This window comes from Labilibaculum sp. (assembly GCF_041595635.1).
Taxonomy (GTDB): Bacteria; Bacteroidota; Bacteroidia; order Bacteroidales; family Marinifilaceae; genus Labilibaculum.
This window is the reverse complement of the sequence record NZ_JBFHJW010000004.1, coordinates 1-18,918: the sequence shown is the minus strand read 5'-3', so window position 1 is coordinate 18,918 and position 18,918 is coordinate 1. Positions and strand designations below refer to the sequence as shown.

16 protein-coding genes, 1 tRNA gene and 1 pseudogene are annotated in these 18,918 nt (G+C 36.1%); 8 read left to right on the top strand and 10 right to left on the bottom strand.

Features of this window, described 5'->3' with window-relative positions:
* Positions 1 to 47: 47 nt before the first annotated feature.
* The 4 genes from dnaN to ABYT26_RS02055 all read left to right on the top strand — a co-directional run bounded on the left by dnaN (position 48) and on the right by ABYT26_RS02055 (position 4,698).
* Positions 48 to 1,178: a DNA polymerase III subunit beta gene (gene dnaN / locus ABYT26_RS02070; RefSeq protein WP_372751224.1), complete on the top strand. Its 1,131-nt coding sequence runs from the start codon at positions 48 to 50 to the stop codon at positions 1,176 to 1,178.
* 98 nt (positions 1,179 to 1,276) lie between these two features.
* Positions 1,277 to 2,044, top strand: coding sequence for an exonuclease domain-containing protein (locus tag ABYT26_RS02065; protein WP_372751223.1), 768 nt, complete (start codon positions 1,277 to 1,279; stop codon positions 2,042 to 2,044).
* 10 nt (positions 2,045 to 2,054) lie between these two features.
* The gene (locus tag ABYT26_RS02060) at positions 2,055 to 2,666 is read left to right on the top strand and encodes a fumarylacetoacetate hydrolase family protein (protein ID WP_372751222.1); all 612 of its coding nucleotides are present in this window, start codon (positions 2,055 to 2,057) and stop codon (positions 2,664 to 2,666) included.
* 235 nt (positions 2,667 to 2,901) lie between these two features.
* Positions 2,902 to 4,698, top strand: a complete 1,797-nt coding sequence (locus tag ABYT26_RS02055; protein ID WP_372751221.1) for a long-chain fatty acid--CoA ligase — start codon at positions 2,902 to 2,904, stop codon at positions 4,696 to 4,698.
* A gap of 61 nt (positions 4,699 to 4,759) precedes the next feature.
* Here the strand turns inward: ABYT26_RS02055 and ABYT26_RS02050 are convergent, their stop codons facing one another.
* The 5 genes and pseudogenes from ABYT26_RS02050 to ABYT26_RS02030 form a co-directional block, all read right to left on the bottom strand.
* Entirely contained in the window at positions 4,760 to 5,629 is an 870-nt protein-coding gene (locus ABYT26_RS02050; protein ID WP_372751220.1) for a class I SAM-dependent methyltransferase, read from the bottom strand.
* Positions 5,630 to 5,655: 26 nt separating this feature from the next.
* Positions 5,656 to 6,363, bottom strand: a complete 708-nt coding sequence (locus ABYT26_RS02045; RefSeq protein ID WP_372751219.1) for an MgtC/SapB family protein — start codon at positions 6,361 to 6,363, stop codon at positions 5,656 to 5,658.
* Positions 6,364 to 6,423: 60 nt separating this feature from the next.
* Positions 6,424 to 7,308: a nodulation protein NfeD gene (locus ABYT26_RS02040; protein WP_372751313.1), complete on the bottom strand. Its 885-nt coding sequence runs from the start codon at positions 7,306 to 7,308 to the stop codon at positions 6,424 to 6,426.
* A 171-nt stretch (positions 7,309 to 7,479) separates the two neighbouring features.
* Positions 7,480 to 7,857, bottom strand: a pseudogene (locus ABYT26_RS02035) (nodulation protein NfeD); the annotation flags it as partial.
* Positions 7,858 to 7,934: 77 nt separating this feature from the next.
* The gene (locus ABYT26_RS02030) at positions 7,935 to 8,741 is read right to left on the bottom strand and encodes an EI24 domain-containing protein (protein WP_372751218.1); all 807 of its coding nucleotides are present in this window, start codon (positions 8,739 to 8,741) and stop codon (positions 7,935 to 7,937) included.
* A gap of 192 nt (positions 8,742 to 8,933) precedes the next feature.
* Between ABYT26_RS02030 and purB the strand changes: the two genes are divergently transcribed.
* The 3 genes from purB (at position 8,934) to ABYT26_RS02015 (ending at position 12,484) form a co-directional block, all read left to right on the top strand.
* Positions 8,934 to 10,271, top strand: a complete 1,338-nt coding sequence (gene purB / locus ABYT26_RS02025; RefSeq protein ID WP_372751217.1) for an adenylosuccinate lyase — start codon at positions 8,934 to 8,936, stop codon at positions 10,269 to 10,271.
* A gap of 116 nt (positions 10,272 to 10,387) precedes the next feature.
* Positions 10,388 to 12,211: an ABC transporter ATP-binding protein gene (locus ABYT26_RS02020; RefSeq protein ID WP_372751216.1), complete on the top strand. Its 1,824-nt coding sequence runs from the start codon at positions 10,388 to 10,390 to the stop codon at positions 12,209 to 12,211.
* Positions 12,212 to 12,331: 120 nt separating this feature from the next.
* Positions 12,332 to 12,484: a hypothetical protein gene (locus tag ABYT26_RS02015; RefSeq protein ID WP_372751215.1), complete on the top strand. Its 153-nt coding sequence runs from the start codon at positions 12,332 to 12,334 to the stop codon at positions 12,482 to 12,484.
* Between the two features lie 87 nt (positions 12,485 to 12,571).
* Here ABYT26_RS02015 and ABYT26_RS02010 read toward each other — a convergent pair.
* Positions 12,572 to 12,644 (bottom strand) — tRNA-Trp (locus ABYT26_RS02010).
* 256 nt (positions 12,645 to 12,900) lie between these two features.
* Here ABYT26_RS02010 and ABYT26_RS02005 point away from each other — a divergent pair.
* Positions 12,901 to 13,341 (top strand): (4Fe-4S)-binding protein, encoded by a 441-nt coding sequence (locus tag ABYT26_RS02005; protein WP_372751214.1) that lies wholly within the window; start codon positions 12,901 to 12,903, stop codon positions 13,339 to 13,341.
* Positions 13,342 to 13,493: 152 nt separating this feature from the next.
* On the opposite strand, the gene hpf is transcribed toward ABYT26_RS02005, so the two are convergent.
* The 4 genes from hpf to ABYT26_RS01985 all read right to left on the bottom strand — a co-directional run.
* Entirely contained in the window at positions 13,494 to 13,793 is a 300-nt protein-coding gene (gene hpf, locus ABYT26_RS02000; RefSeq protein WP_372751312.1) for a ribosome hibernation-promoting factor, HPF/YfiA family, read from the bottom strand.
* A gap of 347 nt (positions 13,794 to 14,140) precedes the next feature.
* Complete coding sequence (gene bglX, locus ABYT26_RS01995; RefSeq protein ID WP_372751213.1) at positions 14,141 to 16,414, bottom strand: beta-glucosidase BglX; 2,274 nt, start codon at positions 16,412 to 16,414, stop codon at positions 14,141 to 14,143.
* A gap of 9 nt (positions 16,415 to 16,423) precedes the next feature.
* Positions 16,424 to 18,601: a beta-glucosidase gene (locus ABYT26_RS01990; protein ID WP_372751212.1), complete on the bottom strand. Its 2,178-nt coding sequence runs from the start codon at positions 18,599 to 18,601 to the stop codon at positions 16,424 to 16,426.
* Between the two features lie 36 nt (positions 18,602 to 18,637).
* Positions 18,638 to 18,918 (bottom strand): glycoside hydrolase family 30 beta sandwich domain-containing protein (locus ABYT26_RS01985; protein WP_372751211.1); only part of this gene is annotated, 281 nt, incomplete at its 5' end.

Genomic DNA, 18,918 nt, shown 5'->3' with positions numbered 1-18,918 from the left:
GGAGGCGTAAATTTTGAATTTTCGGTTAATTTTTAAATATTATGCAAATGAAATTTGTAGTATCAAGTACAGAATTGTTAAGTCATTTACAAGCAATTAGTCGGGTTATTAGTAGTAAGAACACCTTGCCTATTCTCGATAACTTTTTGTTTGAATTAAAGGATGATCAATTGGTCGCTACTGCTTCGGATTTAGAATCTACCTTAATTACTACGGTTCCACTAGAGACTTCAGTAGGTGAAGGGATTATTGCTTTTCCAGCTAAGATTCTGACTGATACTTTAAAAGAATTTCCAGAACAACCACTTACTTTTGATATCGATAAGTCTTCATTGGCAGTAAAAATTACTTCCCAAAATGGAATTTTTAGTATTGTGGGACAAAATGGTGAAGATTTCCCAAAGCTTCCAGAACGTCAAGATTCTAATTTAGTTAGCATTTCGGTAGAAAGTTCGGTGTTGCTTACAGGTATCAATAAAACCTTGTTTGCAACTGCTGATGATGAACTTCGTCCTGTGATGAATGGAATATTTGTTGAGTTGGGAACAAACGACCTTACTTTTGTTGCTTCTGATGCTCATAAATTGGTGCGTTATAAAAGACTAGATGGAAGATCCGAATTAGCATCTTCTTTTATTTTGCCTAAGAAGCCAGCTTCTTTGTTGCGAAATATTCTTCCTAAGGAAACAAATCCTGTTCAGGTCGAATTTGATGAGAAAAATGCATTTTTTACTCTTTCAAATTACAAGCTTATTTGTCGTTTGGTAGAGGGAAATTACCCAAGTTATAATTCAGTAATTCCTAAAACCAATCCAAATAAATTAACCATCGATCGGATTGAACTATACAATACACTGAAGAGAGTATCGGTATTTTCAAATCCAGCAAGTAACCTTATTAAATTTGAATTGAAATCAAATGAATTGGTTGTTTCTGCTCAGGATATCGATTTCTCGATTTCCGCACGAGAAAGATTACAATGTCAGTACGAAGGTCAGGAATTGGAAATCGGTTTTAAATCGGTATTCTTATTGGAAATTTTAGCCAACATCTCATCTTCGAATGTGATGGTGGAACTGTCTGATCCAACAAGAGCAGGAATATTCCTTCCTTACGACAATGAAAATGCCGACGAGGACGTGTTGATGTTGTTGATGCCAATGATGATTAACGCTTAAGAAAGATAAATGATTACAAAATAAAGTAACCCAACAGAACGAATAGTTCTGTTGGGTTTTATATTTTTGTAAAAAAGCTAATATTACATAAGAATCTCATGAATCTGAATTTAAAGAATCCAATTGCTTTTATTGACCTTGAAACAACAGGAATTAATGTTGCTAAAGATCGTATTGTAGAAATTTGTATTGTTAAAGTACATCCAAATGGCGACGAGGAAGTAAAAACTTTGCGTGTTAATCCAGGAATGCCAATACCCGCTCAATCAACGGCTATTCATGGTATCAGTGATGAGGATGTAAAGGATGAACCAAAATTTAAGGAAGTAGGTAAGATGATTGCTAAATATTTGGAAGGTTGCGATTTGGCAGGATACAATTCCAATCGTTTTGATTTTCCATTGTTGGCAGAGGAATTTTTGCGTGCTGATATCGATTTTGACATGAAAAAAAGAAAGTTTGTGGATGTTCAAACGATTTTCCATAAAATGGAACAACGCACCCTTGTAGCTGCCTACAAATTTTATTGTAATAAAGATCTAGAAGGAGCTCACGGTGCCGAAGCCGATACCAAAGCAACTTACGAAGTTTTAAAGTCGCAGCTTGATAAATATGACGTTTTGGAAAATGATATCGAGTATTTGGCAAAATATTCTATGCAGAACAATAATGTTGATTTTGCTGGTTTTATCATTATGGATGAGAATGGAATAGAAACCTTTAACTTTGGTAAAAATAAAGGTGTGCCTGTAGAAAAAGTTTTGTCTGATCAGCCTGGCTATTATTCTTGGGTAATGAATAGTGATTTCCCTTTGTACACTAAAAAAGTGCTTACCGAAATTAAATTGAGAGGTTTTAATAAGTAAATCTAGCTATATGAAAATTTTAGCAATAGGAAGAAATTACGTGAATCATGCTAAGGAACTGAATAATCCGGTTCCCCAGGAGCCAGTGGTATTTATGATGCCCGATTCTGCTCTGCTGAAAAATAACAACGACTTTTATTATCCTGACTTTACAAAAGATATTCATCATGAGATAGAACTTGTGGTGAAAATTAGTCGAGTTGGTAAAAATATTCCGCTCGAATTTGCACATCGTTACTATGAGGAAATTGGTTTGGGTATCGATTTTACAGCTCGCGATATTCAGGCTGAGTGCAAAAAGAAGGGTTTACCATGGGAAAAAGCCAAGTCTTTCGATGGAGCAGCTCCCATTAGTCGATTTGTTTCCAAGGATAAGTTTCAAAATGTGAATCAGTTAAATTTTTCTTTGGATGTGAATGAAAATCGGGTGCAAACAGGTAATACTTCGAACATGATCTTCCCAATTGATTATTTAATTTCCTACTTATCGCAGTATTTCACGCTGAAAATTGGCGATTTAATCTACACAGGAACCCCTGAAGGAGTGGGGCCGGTTAAGATTGGAGATCATCTTTATGCAGAATTGGAAGGAGAGAAAATGTTGGATTTTAACGTTCGTTAGAGCATAATATCCATTGTTTTGGGATTTCAAAAGGTTAAATGACCAAAGCATTTATGCTGACGGTCATTTTTTTATAACCTACTGAGAGGTAAGGGTATTGCTCTGCTTTTTCATGTGCTGTGTTTTCTATTTTAATGATATTTAATACTTTAGCTTTTAGCTTTTGCAATCGAAAACCTTTTAAAAGTTGGGAAATTCACTATCTTTGCGCTCACATTACAATTAATAAACGTTTATGGAATATCAGCATTGGGGCAAGTTAATTCGAAATCGGATAGAGGAATATGCCGATAGAATTGCTATGCACTATAAGGATCAGCAAAGTGGCGAATGGGTTGGCGTAAGCTGGACTGAATTTGGGTTGCAGGTTCGACAAGTATCCAAAGCTTTACTAGAAATGGGTGTTGAGGAAAAGCAAATGGTTGCTATATTTTCTCAAAATATGCCTGAATGGATTACAGCAGATCTTGCTATAATGTGTGTTCGTGGAGTAACTGTACCTATTTATCCAACCAATTCAACAAAGGAAGCAAAATACATTATTGAAGATTCTGAATCTCAGCTTATTTTTGTTGGGGAACAGGAGCAGTACGATCGTGCAATGGAAGCCATTAAAGGTGTTTCGCACGTAAAAATGGTAGTTGTATTCGATAAAAATGTGAAATTATCGGATTACGATAGATCTATGTATTGGGATGAATTCCTTATTTATGGAAAAAAATCACAGCTTGGATCTCAGTTCGAAGAGCGCTTTTCAAGTGCAGAATTAGATGATCTGGCTACTTTGATTTATACTTCAGGGACTACTGGAGAACCAAAGGGAGTGATGATAGATCACAATAATATTTCGAGTGTGTTAATATCGCATGACAAGGAATTGAATGTGTCGGAAAAGGATGTTTCTCTCAGTTTCTTACCATTGAGTCATGTTTATGAGCGAATTTGGTGTTTTTATTGTTTTCATCGCGGAATAGAAATTTATTTCAATCTTGACCCGAAAAAAATTGGGGATGCAATGAAAGAAGTAAAGCCTACCTTAATGTGTACGGTTCCCCGAATTTATGAAAAAATTTATTCTGCCATTCAGGAGAAAAGCAAAAGTGCATCATCGGTAAAACGATCTTTAATTCAGTGGGCCATTAAAATAGGTGGTAAATACAATAATGAATGTAACGGTATTGCTAGTGAATCTTCCTTGGCCTTGCAAATGAAGTATAAAGTTGCCGATAGATTGGTGTTGAGTAAATTACGAGATATTTTTGGAGGGAGAATCAATTTTATGCCTTGTGGTGGTGCTCCTCTCGATTCAAATATTATTGAGTATTTTCATGCGACAGGCTTAAATGTGAAAATGGGTTACGGTTTAACCGAAACCATGGCAACAGTTTGCCTTTATGGTGATAAGGATATTGATTTTACAACAACAGGCCGAATTATTGTGGGCACCGAAATTAAAATTGGTGACAACGATGAAATTTTGGTGAAAGGACCTGGTGTAATGCGTGGTTACTACAAAAAGCCTGAAGCTACCGCCGAGGTAATGAAAGATGGTTGGTTTTGTACTGGTGATGCTGGAAAAATTGACGAAAATGGCATGGTAACCATTACTGACCGTATTAAAGACCTGATGAAAACTTCGGGAGGAAAATATGTTGCTCCTCAAAAATTGGAGAAAACCCTTGTAAATGATCAGTTTATTGAGCAAATAGCGGTGATTGGAGATTGTAGAAAATATGTAACTGCTTTGGCAGTGCCAGCTATTGAACCACTTCAGAAATACGCTACGCAAAATAATATAGGTTTCGAAACCATTGAAGAGCTATTGGGAAATTCTCAAATTATTGAGTTCTTCGAGAAACGTTTTGAAGAAATGCAGAAGGAATTTTCACGCTTCGAGAAGATCAAAAAATTTACTTTGCTTCCTAAAGAATTTTCGATTGAAGCCGGAGAAATTACCTCTACTTTGAAATTGAAAAGAAAGGTAATTCAGGAAAAATATAAACATCTCATCGATAAAATGTACAAGGATTAATAAACCCACCAGTTTATATAGTCAACTCCGATAGAATTTATTTTCTATCGGAGTTTTTTTATTAGTTTTTTTGAGCGATCATCCCTATCCATGGACTTGTTTCTTTATAGGATTCTCCTTGTAGGTTAGACCAATAATTTTTTATCTGAAATCCATTTTCTTCCATCATCGTTATTGTGCGATTTAGTGAGAAATAGTGCTGCCAGATATTATGAGTTCGAATGCTTCCATCTTTTAAAATCTGGTGGTATCTATCCAATCTAACCTTGTCTTTTTTGTATTTAAAATGAGATTGTAACAAAAGGTGTTCTTCTTCCCTCCAAAAGCCATCTTTTGTACTAATATACCACGATTGATCTGATTCTTTCCGATCGAAATAGTGCTTGGTGAATACATCAAAAATGAGAAAACCTCCGGGTTTTAATGCTTTTTGAACTTTGCGAAGAAGCAGGTTCCTGTCGTTATGCGATAGAACACATAAATCTCCATAAATTAAAGTAATGACATCAAATTCTTGCTGATAATTAATTTCCAGATAGTTTTGGCAGATGTAATGGATTCGGTATTGAAATTCGGCAGCTTGTTCGCTGGCGTAATCAATTGAGTTCTGAGAGATGTCAATTCCAGTAACATCAAATCCTTGTCCGTAAAAATTCTCGCTATACAAACCCGGACCGCAGCCTAAATCAAGCAACTTGCTGTCTTCGGGTAGGTTTAGGTATTTACTTAGCCAAAGAACCGATTGTAGGATGTCCTGATACTTTCTCGATCCCTGATCCGATTCATCGTCGAGATGAGCATTTAGTAAATGCTCCGAAATGTATGGATCCTGCCAGAAATTGCCATCGTCTTTTGAGAAAAGGGGAGGTTTTTTTGTGATTTCTTCGAGGAGAGAAAAATCAAGTAATCCATTGGTAGATAGTATATTCATTGCTTTTGTGTCTCGGTATTTTGTGCTTAAAGAATTTGTTGCAATTTTACCTTTTTAATTCCTGAAATACTACTCAAATCAGAGCTAAGCTCTTTTAATTTTACTTTTTCAGAAATTTGAATCGTCAGGGAGTAAGTGGTTTTATCTTCCTCGTAGGAATGTTCCAAATCGATGGTGCGAATTGCAACTTTGTATTTTTTCAGAATAGGAAGAAATTGTTCTGTGGTTACCTGATTATTGTGTGTGTAAATGGTTAATCGTTTAATAAATTTACTTTGGAATAGCATTTTCTCTAAAAAATCGAGAAGAACTAAAGCAATCAGAAGAATAGCGGTTCCCAAAATTGCACCCATATACATTCCTGCGCCTATGGCTAATCCTAAGGCAGCTACTACCCAAATAGAGGCAGCAGTTGTTAAGCCTTTTACGTTGACCCCAAATTTCATGATGGCTCCAGCACCTAAAAAACCAATGCCCGATACTACCTGCGCTGCTATACGTCCAGGATCTCCATTTTGAAAATCGGAGAAGGTTTGAGGAACAAAAATGGAAAGTAACATGATAAGAGTAGAACCCATACAAATGAGAACATGCGTACGTAAGCCTGCTGGCTGTTTGTGTGTTTCGCGCTCTATGCCAATTACAAATCCAATCAGAAAGCTAAAAAGCAATCTGAAAAAGATGGTTTCTGTGTTTATTTCGGTACTTTCAATGAGATGATAAAGGTAGTTCATGTATTATTTTGCTGTCTGGGGGGTGTTTAATTTTGATCAGTACAAGGAAGTTACTTTGAATCAATCAGCTTCATTTTCGTTCAATTTTACAACGTAAACTTGTCCTGTTTCAAACCGAATTACTTCTAGTTTGGTGTTTTTGTCAATAAAGCCATCTTCTGATTTAGCATCGTAGACCTGATTGTCTATTATTACTTTTCCAGAAGGGCGAAGAACGCTCATTGCTGTAGCTGTTTTTCCTATTAGAGTTTTGCCTGTCATGTCAACACTTACATAGCCATCTTCTGACTTTTCTACGGCACCTAAAGCCAAATGTCCAAGAAAGGAATTGCTAGCAAATAGTTTCTTACTTAGGTAAATTGAGCCCAGAATAGAAGTAAACATCGAGAAAACAACCAGCATTATGGCACTTAGTAAGGCTCTTATGTGTCTTTCTTCAAAGGTAAAGGCTACGTTATCAACCAAACTCAAGGCTAAGCCAGTAATCATAAGAATAATTCCTGAAATTCCGGCAACGCCAAAGCCAGGAATCACGAAAATTTCCAGAGAGAGTAATATTACTCCTGCAGCAAATAAAAGGATTTCCCAATTTTCGGCCATTCCTTCTAGGTAAAGAGGAGAAAAGTAGAGAACAGCAGCAATTGCTGAGGCGAGTATTGGAAAACCAATTCCAGGAGTCTGCAATTCAAAATAAATGCCTCCTATAATTATCATGATTAAAATTCCCTGTAAAACAGGATTGATCATGAAATCGATCATTTTTTCAATTCCACTTGGCTGATAGGTTTTTAGTGTATAATCACCTACACCAGCTTTCTTCAGAACTTCGTCCACACTATTTGCTATTCCTTCACAGTATCCATTTTTAATGGCTTCAGCTGGTGTGAAAGTCAATACTTTACCCGTGTCAATTATATTTTCAATATAGGTTCTAGGATCAACCATTGCTTCGGCGATAAGAGGATCTCGATGCCACTTTAGGATGGTATCCCCATTCTGGATTATCGTATCTTTTCCGTGCGATTCGGCAGTAGCTCTCATTGTAGATCGCATGTATGATTGATATTTATCGGGCATGGCTTCACCAGTTTGATTTACCACTGTTGCTGCGCCCATATTGGCTCCTGTTCTCATGTAAATGCTATCGCAGGCTATGGATATTAAAGCTCCAGCAGATGCTGCATTGTTATCAATAAAAACATATACCGGAATAGTGCTATTTAAAATAGCTGTGCGAATCGAGTCGGCATGAATCACCATTCCTCCATAGGTATTCATGTGAATTAGAATGAGATCAGCTTTCGATTCTTTTGCTTCTTTTAGGGCATCTTTTGTTTGTCTCCAGGCAGCAGGTCCAATTTCTCTTTTGATATCCAATTTGTAAACTTGTGTTTTATTGATATCTGTAATACTATCTTTTTCCTGATTAGCACGAAGCTGAATGCTTTGGGAAAAAATAAGAAGAAGGAATAAAAAGCTACTAATCTTATTCATGTTAGAATTGTTTTAACTGTTTTGTTGTATGATTTATAGAAGCATTCTGTACTTACTAGGAAAGATAAGAATTAAGTTTAGATTTTATTGATTTTTGTTGCTTCCTGTTTTTCTTTCTCCCAAATTTCATCTACTGCGAGTGTTCCTGCAACTACCGAAACAATAGCTGCAAAACTTGATAAGGAAGCTCCACAAAAAGGAACGATAAGGCAGAGGGAGAATACAAAACCATTAGCGATTACAATTCCTTTGTTTTCCCTCATGAACTGAATGCTTTGACCGATGCTCATTTGTTTGCGCTCAATAGCGTAATCCAGAAAAGAAAATCCATAAAAATAGGCTGAAATGAAAAATAAGAAGAGTGCAGATATCCAGCCGATTATAGGGATAAAGCTGAGGATAAACATGAGTACAGTTAAGGCCAATTCGATGAATAAATTCCGGATAGCAATAAGTACACCTCGCAAGATGTCTTTTGCAAATTGTTCAATTTCAAAAGGATAATCTTTACCTGTTTTTATTTTTTCGGTGCGTTCGGATAAATAGGAAAATACGGGTGACATTATAATCAGAATGATGTAGCCACCAAAATAGGCAAAAATCAGAAAAAATAGAATTTTAAAGACTAGCCAGATAAAACCCCCAATGCTTGCTTTTAGGAATTCGGATCCCCAAAAATTGGCGTTCTCAAGATCCAACCATCCTTCTAAAAACACCTGTGATTGTTGGGCTAAATGACCAATATAATCCCATCCAACCCAAAAAAGAATGATATTAAGAAGAACTGGGAAAATGAAAAACCAAGCGAGCTGTTTCTTGAAAATATACTGGATGGCTTCGGTGTAAGTTCGCAAACCAAAACTAAAATCTTTAATAAATTTCATAAAATTTTGTTAAATGAATAACTGACCTAACAAAAATAGCATTTAGATGTTAAAAGGGGAAATTATTCATTCCAATGTTTCGTTCTACCATTTTCCCTAGTCAAGATCATGGGTCGAAAGTTTTCGGGACTCACGGCTTTTAGTTATCTTTGAGTTTCTAAATAACCATTATTGACATTTAATTTTTTTGAAATGCAGAGTTTGACAGCAATTTCGCCGGTTGATGGACGTTACCGTGATAAGGTAGACGTTTTGGGAGAGTATTTTTCGGAATATGCTTTAGTGCGATACAGAGTTTTGGTAGAGGTTGAATATTTTATCGCTTTGTGCGAAGTTCCACTTCCTCAATTGAACGATTTCGATAAAAATCTATTTACAGATTTACGTAGTTTGTATATCGATTTTACCGTTGAAGATGCTCAAAAGGTAAAAGACATAGAACAAGTAACAAATCATGATGTTAAGGCAGTTGAATATTTTATAAAAGAGAAATTCGATGCTTTGAAACTTCAAAAATACAAGGAGTTTATCCACTTCGGATTAACATCTCAGGATATTAATAATACCGCAACGCCTTATTCCTTGCGCGACGCTGTGCATTATGTGTACTACCCTTTATTGGACGAATTGATTAGTAAATTGAGTAGCCTATCGGAAGATTGGAAAGAAATTTCGATGTTAGCTCGTACCCATGGTCAGCCTGCTTCTCCAACTCGTTTGGGAAAAGAAATTCAGGTGTATGTGTATAGATTGAAAAAGCAATTGGATCTTTTGAAAAGCGTTCCTTGTTCGGCAAAATTCGGTGGTGCTACTGGTAATTTTAATGCACATCATGTTGCCTACCCCAATACAGATTGGAAAGAGTTTGGAAACCATTTTGTGAACGACATTTTAAAATTGGAAAGAGAAGAATTTACGACTCAAATTTCCAATTACGATAATATGGGAGCCATTTTTGATAATCTGAAAAGGATTAATACCATTATGGTGGATCTAAATCGTGATTTCTGGACTTATATTTCTATGAATTACTTTAAGCAGAAAATCAAAGAAGGTGAAGTAGGATCATCTGCAATGCCTCATAAAGTAAATCCTATTGATTTTGAAAATTCGGAAGGAAATCTTGGATTAGCCAATGCAACATTTGAGCATTTATCATCTAAGTTGCCCGTTTCCAGATTGCAACGTGATTTAACAGATTCTACTGTACTAAGAAATATAGGAGTGCCTTTCGCACATACCATTATTGCCTTTAAATCTTTACTAAAAGGATTAGATAAATTGATTATTTCGAAAGAGGCATTCAAAGCTGATTTGGAAGCGAATTGGGCGGTTGTGGCTGAAGCAGTTCAAACCATTCTTCGTCGCGAAGGTTATCCAAACCCATACGAAGCCCTAAAAGCTCTAACTCGTACCAATACTCATATTACACGAGAAAGTATAGCTCAATTTATCGATACTCTTGAAGTAAGTGATAGCTTAAAGGCTGAATTAAAGACAATTAGTCCTGAGAATTATACAGGAATCTAAAGGGTTACATTTTATTACAATTTTGTAAATAGGCTGTAAGAGTTGCACTTTTACAGCCTGAATTTTAACAGCTTGCTGGTGAACAGTCAGCTTTTGTACCTATATATTTTTTCTCGATGAAAGATTTTATTTGCATCCTTCGACGTTTTCTTCCTCCATACAAGAGTGATTTATTAATGAGTTTCGTTTATAACTTACTCGCTGCAGTTTTTGGTGTATTTTCTTTTGTGATGATGCAACCAGTTCTGGAAATTCTGTTTGAAATGGCAAAGCCAGTTGATAATTTAGTGCCTTGGGAAGTAAGCATAGATTCTCTAAAGCACAATTTTTACTACTATACCACTCAAATGAAATTAGAGTATGGTGCAGATTCAGCACTCTTGTTTGTAGGTTTTATTCTAATTATAACAGCACTATTCAAGGTGGGGTTTACGTACTTAGGTTCTTATCATACTGTCGGAATAAGAAATTCAGTTGTTAGAGATATGAGAACCCAGATCTACGATAAGATTGTAAGCTTACCAATTCCTTTTTTCACAGAAGAGAAGAAAGGTGACATTATGGCAAGAACTACAGGTGATGTTCAAGAGGTTGAAAATTCCATAATGAATTCAATGGATATGTTTCTTAAAAATCCAGTTTTGATTATTGTTTATCTCACGACAATGATCATCATGAGTCCTCAATTAACACTTTTTAGCTTCATTTTATTGCCTATTGCAGGTTTTATTATTGGGCAAATAGGAAAAAGTCTTAAAAAAACGTCTCGTTTGGGACAAAACAAGATGGGTGATTTACTTTCGACCATTGAAGAAACTCTTTCTGGATTACGAATTATTAAAGCCTTCACAGCTGAAGATAAGGTAAAAGAAAAATTTTCTGCTGAAAATAACGATTATCGTCGTATTATGAACAGCTTAATGCGTAGACGAATACTTGCGCATCCAGTTAGTGAATTTTTAGGAACAATTGTAATAGTGATTGTTTTATGGTACGGTGGCCGTTTGATTTTGAATGATGAAACAGGTATGAATGGTGCGGGTTTTATTGCCTACTTAGTGGTATTTTATTCGATCATTAATCCAGCAAAAGAATTCTCAAAAGCATTTTACAGTATTCAAAAAGGGCTGGCGGCAATGGAACGCATTGATCAAATTTTGGGAGCTGAGTCTATAATTGTCGATAAAGCAGATGCTAAGCAGGTTGAAGAATTTGGAGAAGTAATTGAATATAGAAATGTAACTTTCTCATACAATGGCGAAAAAGATGTGTTGAAGAATATTCAATTGGAAATTCCTAAAGGAAAAACTATTGCTTTGGTTGGTCAATCGGGTTCAGGTAAAACTACTTTCGTTGATTTATTACCTCGCTTTTATGATGTAAATGATGGTGGAATTTTTGTAGATGGAGTAGATATTCGAGACTATAAAATAAAGGATTTGCGTGAATTGATGGGTAATGTAAATCAGGAATCCATCCTTTTTAATGATACTATTTTTAACAATATTGCTTTTGGAGTTGAGAATGCAAGCATGGAAGATGTTATTGCTGCTGCAAAAATAGCCAATGCTCATGACTTTATTTCTGCAGCTGAAGATGGTTATTTTACAAATATTGGAGACCGAGGAGGGAAGCTTTCTGGTGGTCAGCGTCAGAGATTGAGTATTGCCAGAGCTGTGCTTAAAAATCCTCCTATTATGATTTTGGATGAGGCTACTTCTGCTTTGGATACCGAATCGGAACGATTGGTGCAAGATGCTTTGGATAAACTCATGCAAAATCGTACTTCTGTAGTGATTGCCCATCGATTGTCTACGGTAAAAAATGCCGATTTAATCTGTGTTTTTCATGAAGGCGAAATCGTAGAAAGAGGCAATCATGAGGAATTGATCGGGAAAAATGGAGCCTATAAGAAACTGTACGACATGCAATTGTTGTAAGCATATCCTATTAAAAAAAAATGAATCAATTAATTGATTCATTTTTTTTTCTCATTTTTTTTTCTTTGATTTAAAGCATGAAATTTTGATAGTAAATATTTAGGTTTAAAATTTAAAGTTATGTCTAAAACTATTAGATCAAATCAATCTCAAACAGAGAAGAAAAAACGATTTCACTCTAAAAAATCAAATCGTGAAATTCCTAATTATAAACTGAGGAATGGTATGATTGAGATGGATGAGAATGAAAAGTACTACTTAAAGGATATGTAAAAAGAAAAGAAGCTGTCAGTAATGATGGCTTTTTTATTGCCATATATTAGCATAAAAAAAACCTTCCGTTGTGGAAGGTTTTTTTTGCACGGGTGGAGAGACTCGAACTCCCGACACCTGGTTTTGGAGACCAGTGCTCTGCCAACTGAGCTACACCCGTCTGTTTTTAGTCTTTTCAAAAGCGTTTTCCCTGAAAAGTCTGGGACAAAAGTAGAACAATTTTTTTGATGTGCAAGTGCTTTTCTATAGCTTAAATATATTTTTTGAAGTTAACTTTTTCTCTGTTTTTGCAGGGGTTTCAGAATGAGGGGATTGCCCAGTTGGTCACAGATATTTCTCTTCAAAAATAATTATACCAATCTCAAAAAAATGTGGTAAATTAATTGTTGAAGTGTAGAATCTGTAAAAATCAAAATATGAAAAATTCAAAAAAGGAATATTCAAATGGAGTAGTAACTGTTGTTTACGATGCAGACATCTGTAGTCATTCCGAGGTTTGTAGTAAAGGTTTGCCAGAAGTTTTTCAACCAGGTACCAGACCTTGGGTAAAGGTAAAAGGGGCAAGTACAGAAGAGATCATTAAGCAAGTGCAAAAATGCCCTTCCCGAGCATTGTCTTTTTATATGAACAGTCAGGATGTGGAAGAAGACCCAGATGGTCCGAAGGCTATTGAAAGTGGACACAAAGTAGAAGTAGTTAAGGATGGTCCCATTAAAATGGAAGGCCCGATAACGCTAATCTTTTCAGATGGACATCGTGATGTTCTTGGTAAAGAATCTTATTTCTGTCGTTGTGGAGCTTCTAAAAATAAGCCTTTTTGCGATGGAACACATAACGACATTGGATTTAAAGAATAATTGATGCTGGTGGAATCTGCAAGTATTCTTGATATTTTGTGGAGATATCGTATGCTTTATGGGGAAATAAAAAAGGGATTAGAATGTTTAGAAGAGGGAAGATGGTAAATTGTAGGTAAAAAAACCCTCTGTATTGCAGAGGGTATATATTTTTATTTATTGGATTTTATTTCCTTGTATTTTAAAATCTGAGTTCTTAATGCCTCAGAAACTAAATCAGCAGCTTCTTCAAAAGTAGTGCTTTTCTTTTTAGCAAAAAGTTCACTTCCTGGAACTTTAATTTTTACTTCAACAATTTTATTTTCTTTAGTACTTGATTTATCAACATTTAGTTTAACATCATAACCAGTAATAGTACTATCTAATTTTTCTAGTTTTTTTAGTTTCTGATTGATAAAAGCTTCGAGTTTACTATCTACTTTGAAGCCCACGGATTGCATTTTCATGTTCATCACAATTCCTCCTATATTTTAGTATGCAACTTTCTGCACAAGTTAATATTCTGTTTATTTATGGTTGGCTCTTTTATCCGTACGGGAATGCATTTTAAAGCCGTAAATGATCATTTTTTCTAGATTGAAAATACATAAAAAAATTAAGTAAAAGAAATAGAAATGCCGAATTTAATGCTCTTTAGTAGTTTTAAATATCCAATGTGTTAAGGATAAGGCTTATAATTTTTGGGTGAATTTGATTTTTTCGTAATCGTATGTTTTAATTTGCATTTTGTAAGTCTTAATTGCATATAAAAAGCGAAAAACCATCTGGTTTTTCGCCTTTTATTACTGAATAAAACCAATTAATTTATCAGTGTAAAATTAACTTTTTGTACTTCCTGTGAGTTGGTGCCCACGTAAATGTTGTAGGCTCCCGATTCAATTAAGAATTCTCCATCTGGAGAATAGTAGCCCAAATCTGAAGAGCTTAGTTGGAATCGAATTTGTTCACTTTGACCTTTGTTCAATTTAATTTTTTGAAATGCTTTTAACTCTTTAATCGGACGAGCATATTTTGCTTTTGGATCTTGAATGTACAGTTGTACGACTTCCTCTCCGTCGTATTCTCCTGTATTCTTGAGTGAAAAGCTTACTTCAATTGAATCTTTCTTAGTGAAATTATTTTTATTGATCGAAACTGAACCATATTCAAAGCTTGTGTAGCTTAAACCATAACCAAAAGGATATAAAGCTGTGTTTGGTGAATCGGTAAAGTGAGACCAAAATACATTTCCACCTTTCGTAGGTCGACCGGTATTCATGTGATTGTAGTAAATTGGACATTGACCAACATTTTGCGGAAAGGATATTGTCAATTTTCCTGCCGGATTGTAATCTCCAAAGAGTACATCAGCAATGGCATTTCCAGCTTCCGATCCTGGGAACCAGCTTTCTAAAATTGCATTTGCACTTTCGGCTAGTTCAGGAATAGCAATGGGTCTGCCATTCATTAGTACCACAACAATATTTTCATTTACTTTTTTTATGGCCTCGAATAATTCCAATTGTTGTCCTTTTAATCGAATATCAGTTTGGCTTCGAGCTTCACCGGTTTGCCAGCAATCCTCGCCAAGAGCCATGATAACGACTTCGGAATTTTGAGCTGCTTTTATGGCCGCAGGAAATTCTGATTTGTTGTTTTCCTCGTAAGTGAGTTCGGTTCTAAAACCACGCTTTCCAATGCTTAAATTGCATCCTTTGCTGTAGTTTACTTTTGTTTTTGGCGATACTGCCACTTGAATTCCTTCCAAAAGCGAAACAGCGGAATTTTCCATTGCTTTGGCTCGCCAACTACCCAAAGGGATATCTTTATCAGCGGCTAAGGGTCCTATTACGGCGATTGATTTAATCTCTTTTGATAAGGGAAGTAGTTGATCCTTATTTTTTAAAAGAACCATAGAACGTTTCGCAACAGTTCTTGCAACAGCTTTGTTTTCTTCATTGTAAACAAGTTCTTTTTCGCGTTTTTTATTTGAGTATTTGTATGGATCAATGAACAAACCCAGTTTGTATTTTATTTTTAGAATTCTGCGAGCTGCATCATCAATTAATTGTTCATCAACTTTGCCTTCCAGAATCAATTCTTCGAGATGTTTGGGATAGGCATGAGATTCCATATCCATATCGCAACCAGCTTTTATGGCCAATAGAGCGGCTTCTTTTAAATTTTCGGCAGCACCATGTGTGGAAATTTCTTTGATACTTGCCCAGTCAGAAACAACGAATCCTTTGTAATTCCATTCCTTTTTAAGCAATTCACGCTGCAGGTACGAATTGGCTGTTGATGGGGTTCCATTAATCAAGTTAAAGGAATTCATAAAGCTTGCTACACCTGCTTTGGCAACTGCTTTGAAGGGTGGTAAAATGATATTGTGAAGTGTATAACTTCCAATATCTACTGTATTGTAATCTCTTCCCGATTCCGAAAATGCGTATCCTGCAAAATGTTTGGCACAAGCAGCTATGGTGTTGTCTTTTGAAAGATCGGAATCTTGAAAGCCATTGACGCGGGCCACGGAAAAAATGCTGGCCAAATAAGGATCTTCACCACAACCTTCCATTACGCGTCCCCAGCGGGCATCTCTTCCTACATCCATCATGGGTGCAAAGGTCCAATGTACTCCAGAGGCAGCTGTTTCTTTTGCGGTTACTTGAGCCGAAAGTTTCGCTAATTCGGGTTCCCAAGACGATGCTTCTGCTAGAGGAATTGGAAACATGGTTTTGTAGCCATGAATCACATCATATCCGAAAAGCAAGGGGATTCCCAAACGGCTATTTTCAACAGCAAGTTTTTGTGCTTCTCGGGTTGCTTTTGCTCCATTCACATTTAGCATGGATCCAACCTTTCCATTTTTAATGTCTTCCAATAAATTTTGGGAGTATTCACTCGATGGTGCCGGACCCGTCATTTCCCACCTACTTGTACATTGGTTCAGTTGTCCAATTTTTTCTTCTAAAGTCATTTTTGCCATCAGCTGATCGACAAACTGATCGCATTTATCGGTCTTGTTTTCCTGCTTGGTGCACGCGAAGGTGAATAAGAGGCAGCTAGCCAATAATATAGTTAGTTTTCTCATTCCTCTGATTTACTCTACTGTTATGGTAATTGATTTTGTAATATTTTGAGAGGAGTTTCCAATCAGTAATTTAAATTGACCTTTTTCAAGATTCCAATCCATAATAGAATCATCGAAAAATGCGAGATCTTTTACGGGTATTTTGAGATGTACTGTTTTTGTTTCTCCTGCTTGTAAGGTAACTTTTTGAAAGGCTTTTAGCTCTTTTAGTGGGCGCAAAACTGATGCTTCAATATCATTCGAATAAACTTGAATTACTTCAGATCCTTTTGTGTCGCCAGTGTTTTCAATTTCACAAGTTAAGCTTAGTATATCATTTTCGTGATAAGTGCTTTTATCTGCTTTAGCATTTAAAAGTTTGAAGTTTGTATAAGATAATCCGTAGCCAAAAGCATACAACGGCTTGATTTTTTTTGTATCGTGCCAACGGTAACCTACTAGAATATCTTCCTTGTATATTTGCTTAACACCATCTCCTGGATAAGACATTTCATCATAAGAATGTGCTGCATTATCTTCCAATTTCACAGGAAAAGAGAAGGGCAGTTTGCCTGATGGATTAACTGTTCCCGAAAGAATATCCGCAATGGCGTTTCCTGCTTCGCTACCTAAATACCATGTTTGCATAATTGCATCAACTTTCGAAATCCATGGCATTTCTACAGCGTTTCCACTAATTAGGATTACTCCCGTATTTTTGTTGACTTTTAAAATTTCAGAAAGAAGTTCATTCTGTCCGAATGGCAAGGCAAATTGTTTACGATCATCACCTTCACAATCCTGATGATGATTTTTATTTAATCCTCCTATGAAAAGAACCATATCCGCATTAGCGGCTACTTTAATTGCCTCATTCTTTAGAGAATCTGCGTTTAATTCGGAAGAAACCACACGTCCATAAACCGATGGACCGGAAGCATATCCCATTGCATGCAGAATTTGGGCATTTTTAAATTGCTTTTTAATTCCCTCTAGCGGCGATATTTCGTGAATGGTTTTTAATTCGGAAGAACCACCACCAAGACTCATTATTTTGGTTGCATTTTCACCAATTATTGCAATGCTTTTTGTTGTATTTGGATCGATTGGGAAGAACTTGTTTTTATTCTTTAGTAAGACAATTCCTTCCTGTGCAATTTCGCGGGCTACATTGAAATGTTCCTGGCTGTTCATACTACCAAACGGGCGAGAAGAATTCATGTTGGTTCGGAACATCAAACGAAGAACACGTCTTACTTTATCATCAATTACCGATTCGTCAATCTCGCCAGATTCAACCATTTTTTGCAAAGGGTTTGCCATGTAATAGTTGTCGTAAGCATTTTTTAGCGAGCTGGTCAATCCATCTGTTCCCGTTCCCATTTCAATATCCAATCCGTTTAAAGCGGCTTCCTTGGTATCGTGGGTTGCACCCCAATCAGTAACCAAAACACCATCGAAATTCCAATCTTGCTTCAAAATTTTATTTACCAATAGCTCATTATGGCAGCAATATTGTCCACGAAATTGATTGTAAGCTCCCATAATTGACCATACTTTACCTTCCTGAACGGCTGTTTTAAATGCGGGTAGGTAAATTTCGTACAAGGCTCTGTCGCTGATTTCCACATTAATGTGATCTCTCCAGTGTTCCTGATTGTTTAAAACGTAATGTTTTACACAGGCTGCAACGCCATTTTCCTGCACGCCATGAATGTAAGGAACCACCATTTTTGAGGCCAAATAAGGATCTTCTCCCATGTATTCGAAATTTCTTCCATTCAGCGGGGTTCTGTAAATATTCACTCCCGGACCTAAAAGAATATCTTTTTTTCGGTACCTAGCTTCTTCGCCAATCGCTTTTCCATATTTGTAAGACATTTCAGGGTTGAAAGTGGCCGCTAAACAAGTTAAGGCAGGAAAGGCGGTGCAGGAATCATTTGTCCAGCCAGCATGTTCCCAACTGTCCCACGAAATTTCGGGGCGTATTCCATGGGGTCCATCTGACATCCAAAGTTCTGGAATTCCAAGTCTTGCAATTCCTTTCGAACTAAACTTCGATTGTGCATGACACATGTCAAGCTTTTCTTTTAGAGTGAGTTGCTGTAGTATTTTTTCTATTTTTTTGTCTGTAGCTTTGTTCTGAGCTAGAAGTTGATTTGTTCCCATTAGACTTAGTAGGATGATTATAAATGATAATCTTTTCATTTATTATAAGTTAAGTTTTAAAGTTGTAGGCTCGTTTTATAAGATAATGGTTTGAATGGCTCTTGCCGGTATTTTAATGCTTGCTGCTGTTGCAGCTCCAACATATAATTTATAATTGATTGCTTCTTCCGAAGAATTCATCACAACATTTACAAGGCTTCCATCTTCGTTTATAAATGAAGTGCTTTGCAGAAAACTATTGCTTACCGAATTGCTTACTCTTTTTGCTCCAGGTAGAATGTATCTGGAGAAATGTCCCAGGTAAAAATAGGATGGAGTGTAAATTAAACTGTCTTTTTGAGTATCAGCATGAATAG

What these genes read in the sequence shown, in the direction of transcription:
- dnaN (WP_372751224.1), top strand. Translation starts at nt 48, where the DNA reads ATGAAATTTGTAGTATCAAGTACAGAATTGTTAAGTCATTTACAAGCA.
- ABYT26_RS02065 (WP_372751223.1), top strand. Translation starts at nt 1,277, where the DNA reads ATGAATCTGAATTTAAAGAATCCAATTGCTTTTATTGACCTTGAAACA.
- ABYT26_RS02060 (WP_372751222.1), top strand. Translation starts at nt 2,055, where the DNA reads ATGAAAATTTTAGCAATAGGAAGAAATTACGTGAATCATGCTAAGGAA.
- ABYT26_RS02055 (WP_372751221.1), top strand. Translation starts at nt 2,902, where the DNA reads ATGGAATATCAGCATTGGGGCAAGTTAATTCGAAATCGGATAGAGGAA.
- ABYT26_RS02050 (WP_372751220.1), bottom strand. Translation starts at nt 5,629, where the DNA reads ATGAATATACTATCTACCAATGGATTACTTGATTTTTCTCTCCTCGAA.
- ABYT26_RS02045 (WP_372751219.1), bottom strand. Translation starts at nt 6,363, where the DNA reads ATGAACTACCTTTATCATCTCATTGAAAGTACCGAAATAAACACAGAA.
- ABYT26_RS02040 (WP_372751313.1), bottom strand. Translation starts at nt 7,308, where the DNA reads ATGGTTGATCCTAGAACCTATATTGAAAATATAATTGACACGGGTAAA.
- ABYT26_RS02030 (WP_372751218.1), bottom strand. Translation starts at nt 8,741, where the DNA reads ATGAAATTTATTAAAGATTTTAGTTTTGGTTTGCGAACTTACACCGAA.
- purB (WP_372751217.1), top strand. Translation starts at nt 8,934, where the DNA reads ATGCAGAGTTTGACAGCAATTTCGCCGGTTGATGGACGTTACCGTGAT.
- ABYT26_RS02020 (WP_372751216.1), top strand. Translation starts at nt 10,388, where the DNA reads ATGAAAGATTTTATTTGCATCCTTCGACGTTTTCTTCCTCCATACAAG.
- ABYT26_RS02015 (WP_372751215.1), top strand. Translation starts at nt 12,332, where the DNA reads ATGTCTAAAACTATTAGATCAAATCAATCTCAAACAGAGAAGAAAAAA.
- ABYT26_RS02005 (WP_372751214.1), top strand. Translation starts at nt 12,901, where the DNA reads ATGAAAAATTCAAAAAAGGAATATTCAAATGGAGTAGTAACTGTTGTT.
- hpf (WP_372751312.1), bottom strand. Translation starts at nt 13,793, where the DNA reads ATGAACATGAAAATGCAATCCGTGGGCTTCAAAGTAGATAGTAAACTC.
- bglX (WP_372751213.1), bottom strand. Translation starts at nt 16,414, where the DNA reads ATGAGAAAACTAACTATATTATTGGCTAGCTGCCTCTTATTCACCTTC.
- ABYT26_RS01990 (WP_372751212.1), bottom strand. Translation starts at nt 18,601, where the DNA reads ATGAAAAGATTATCATTTATAATCATCCTACTAAGTCTAATGGGAACA.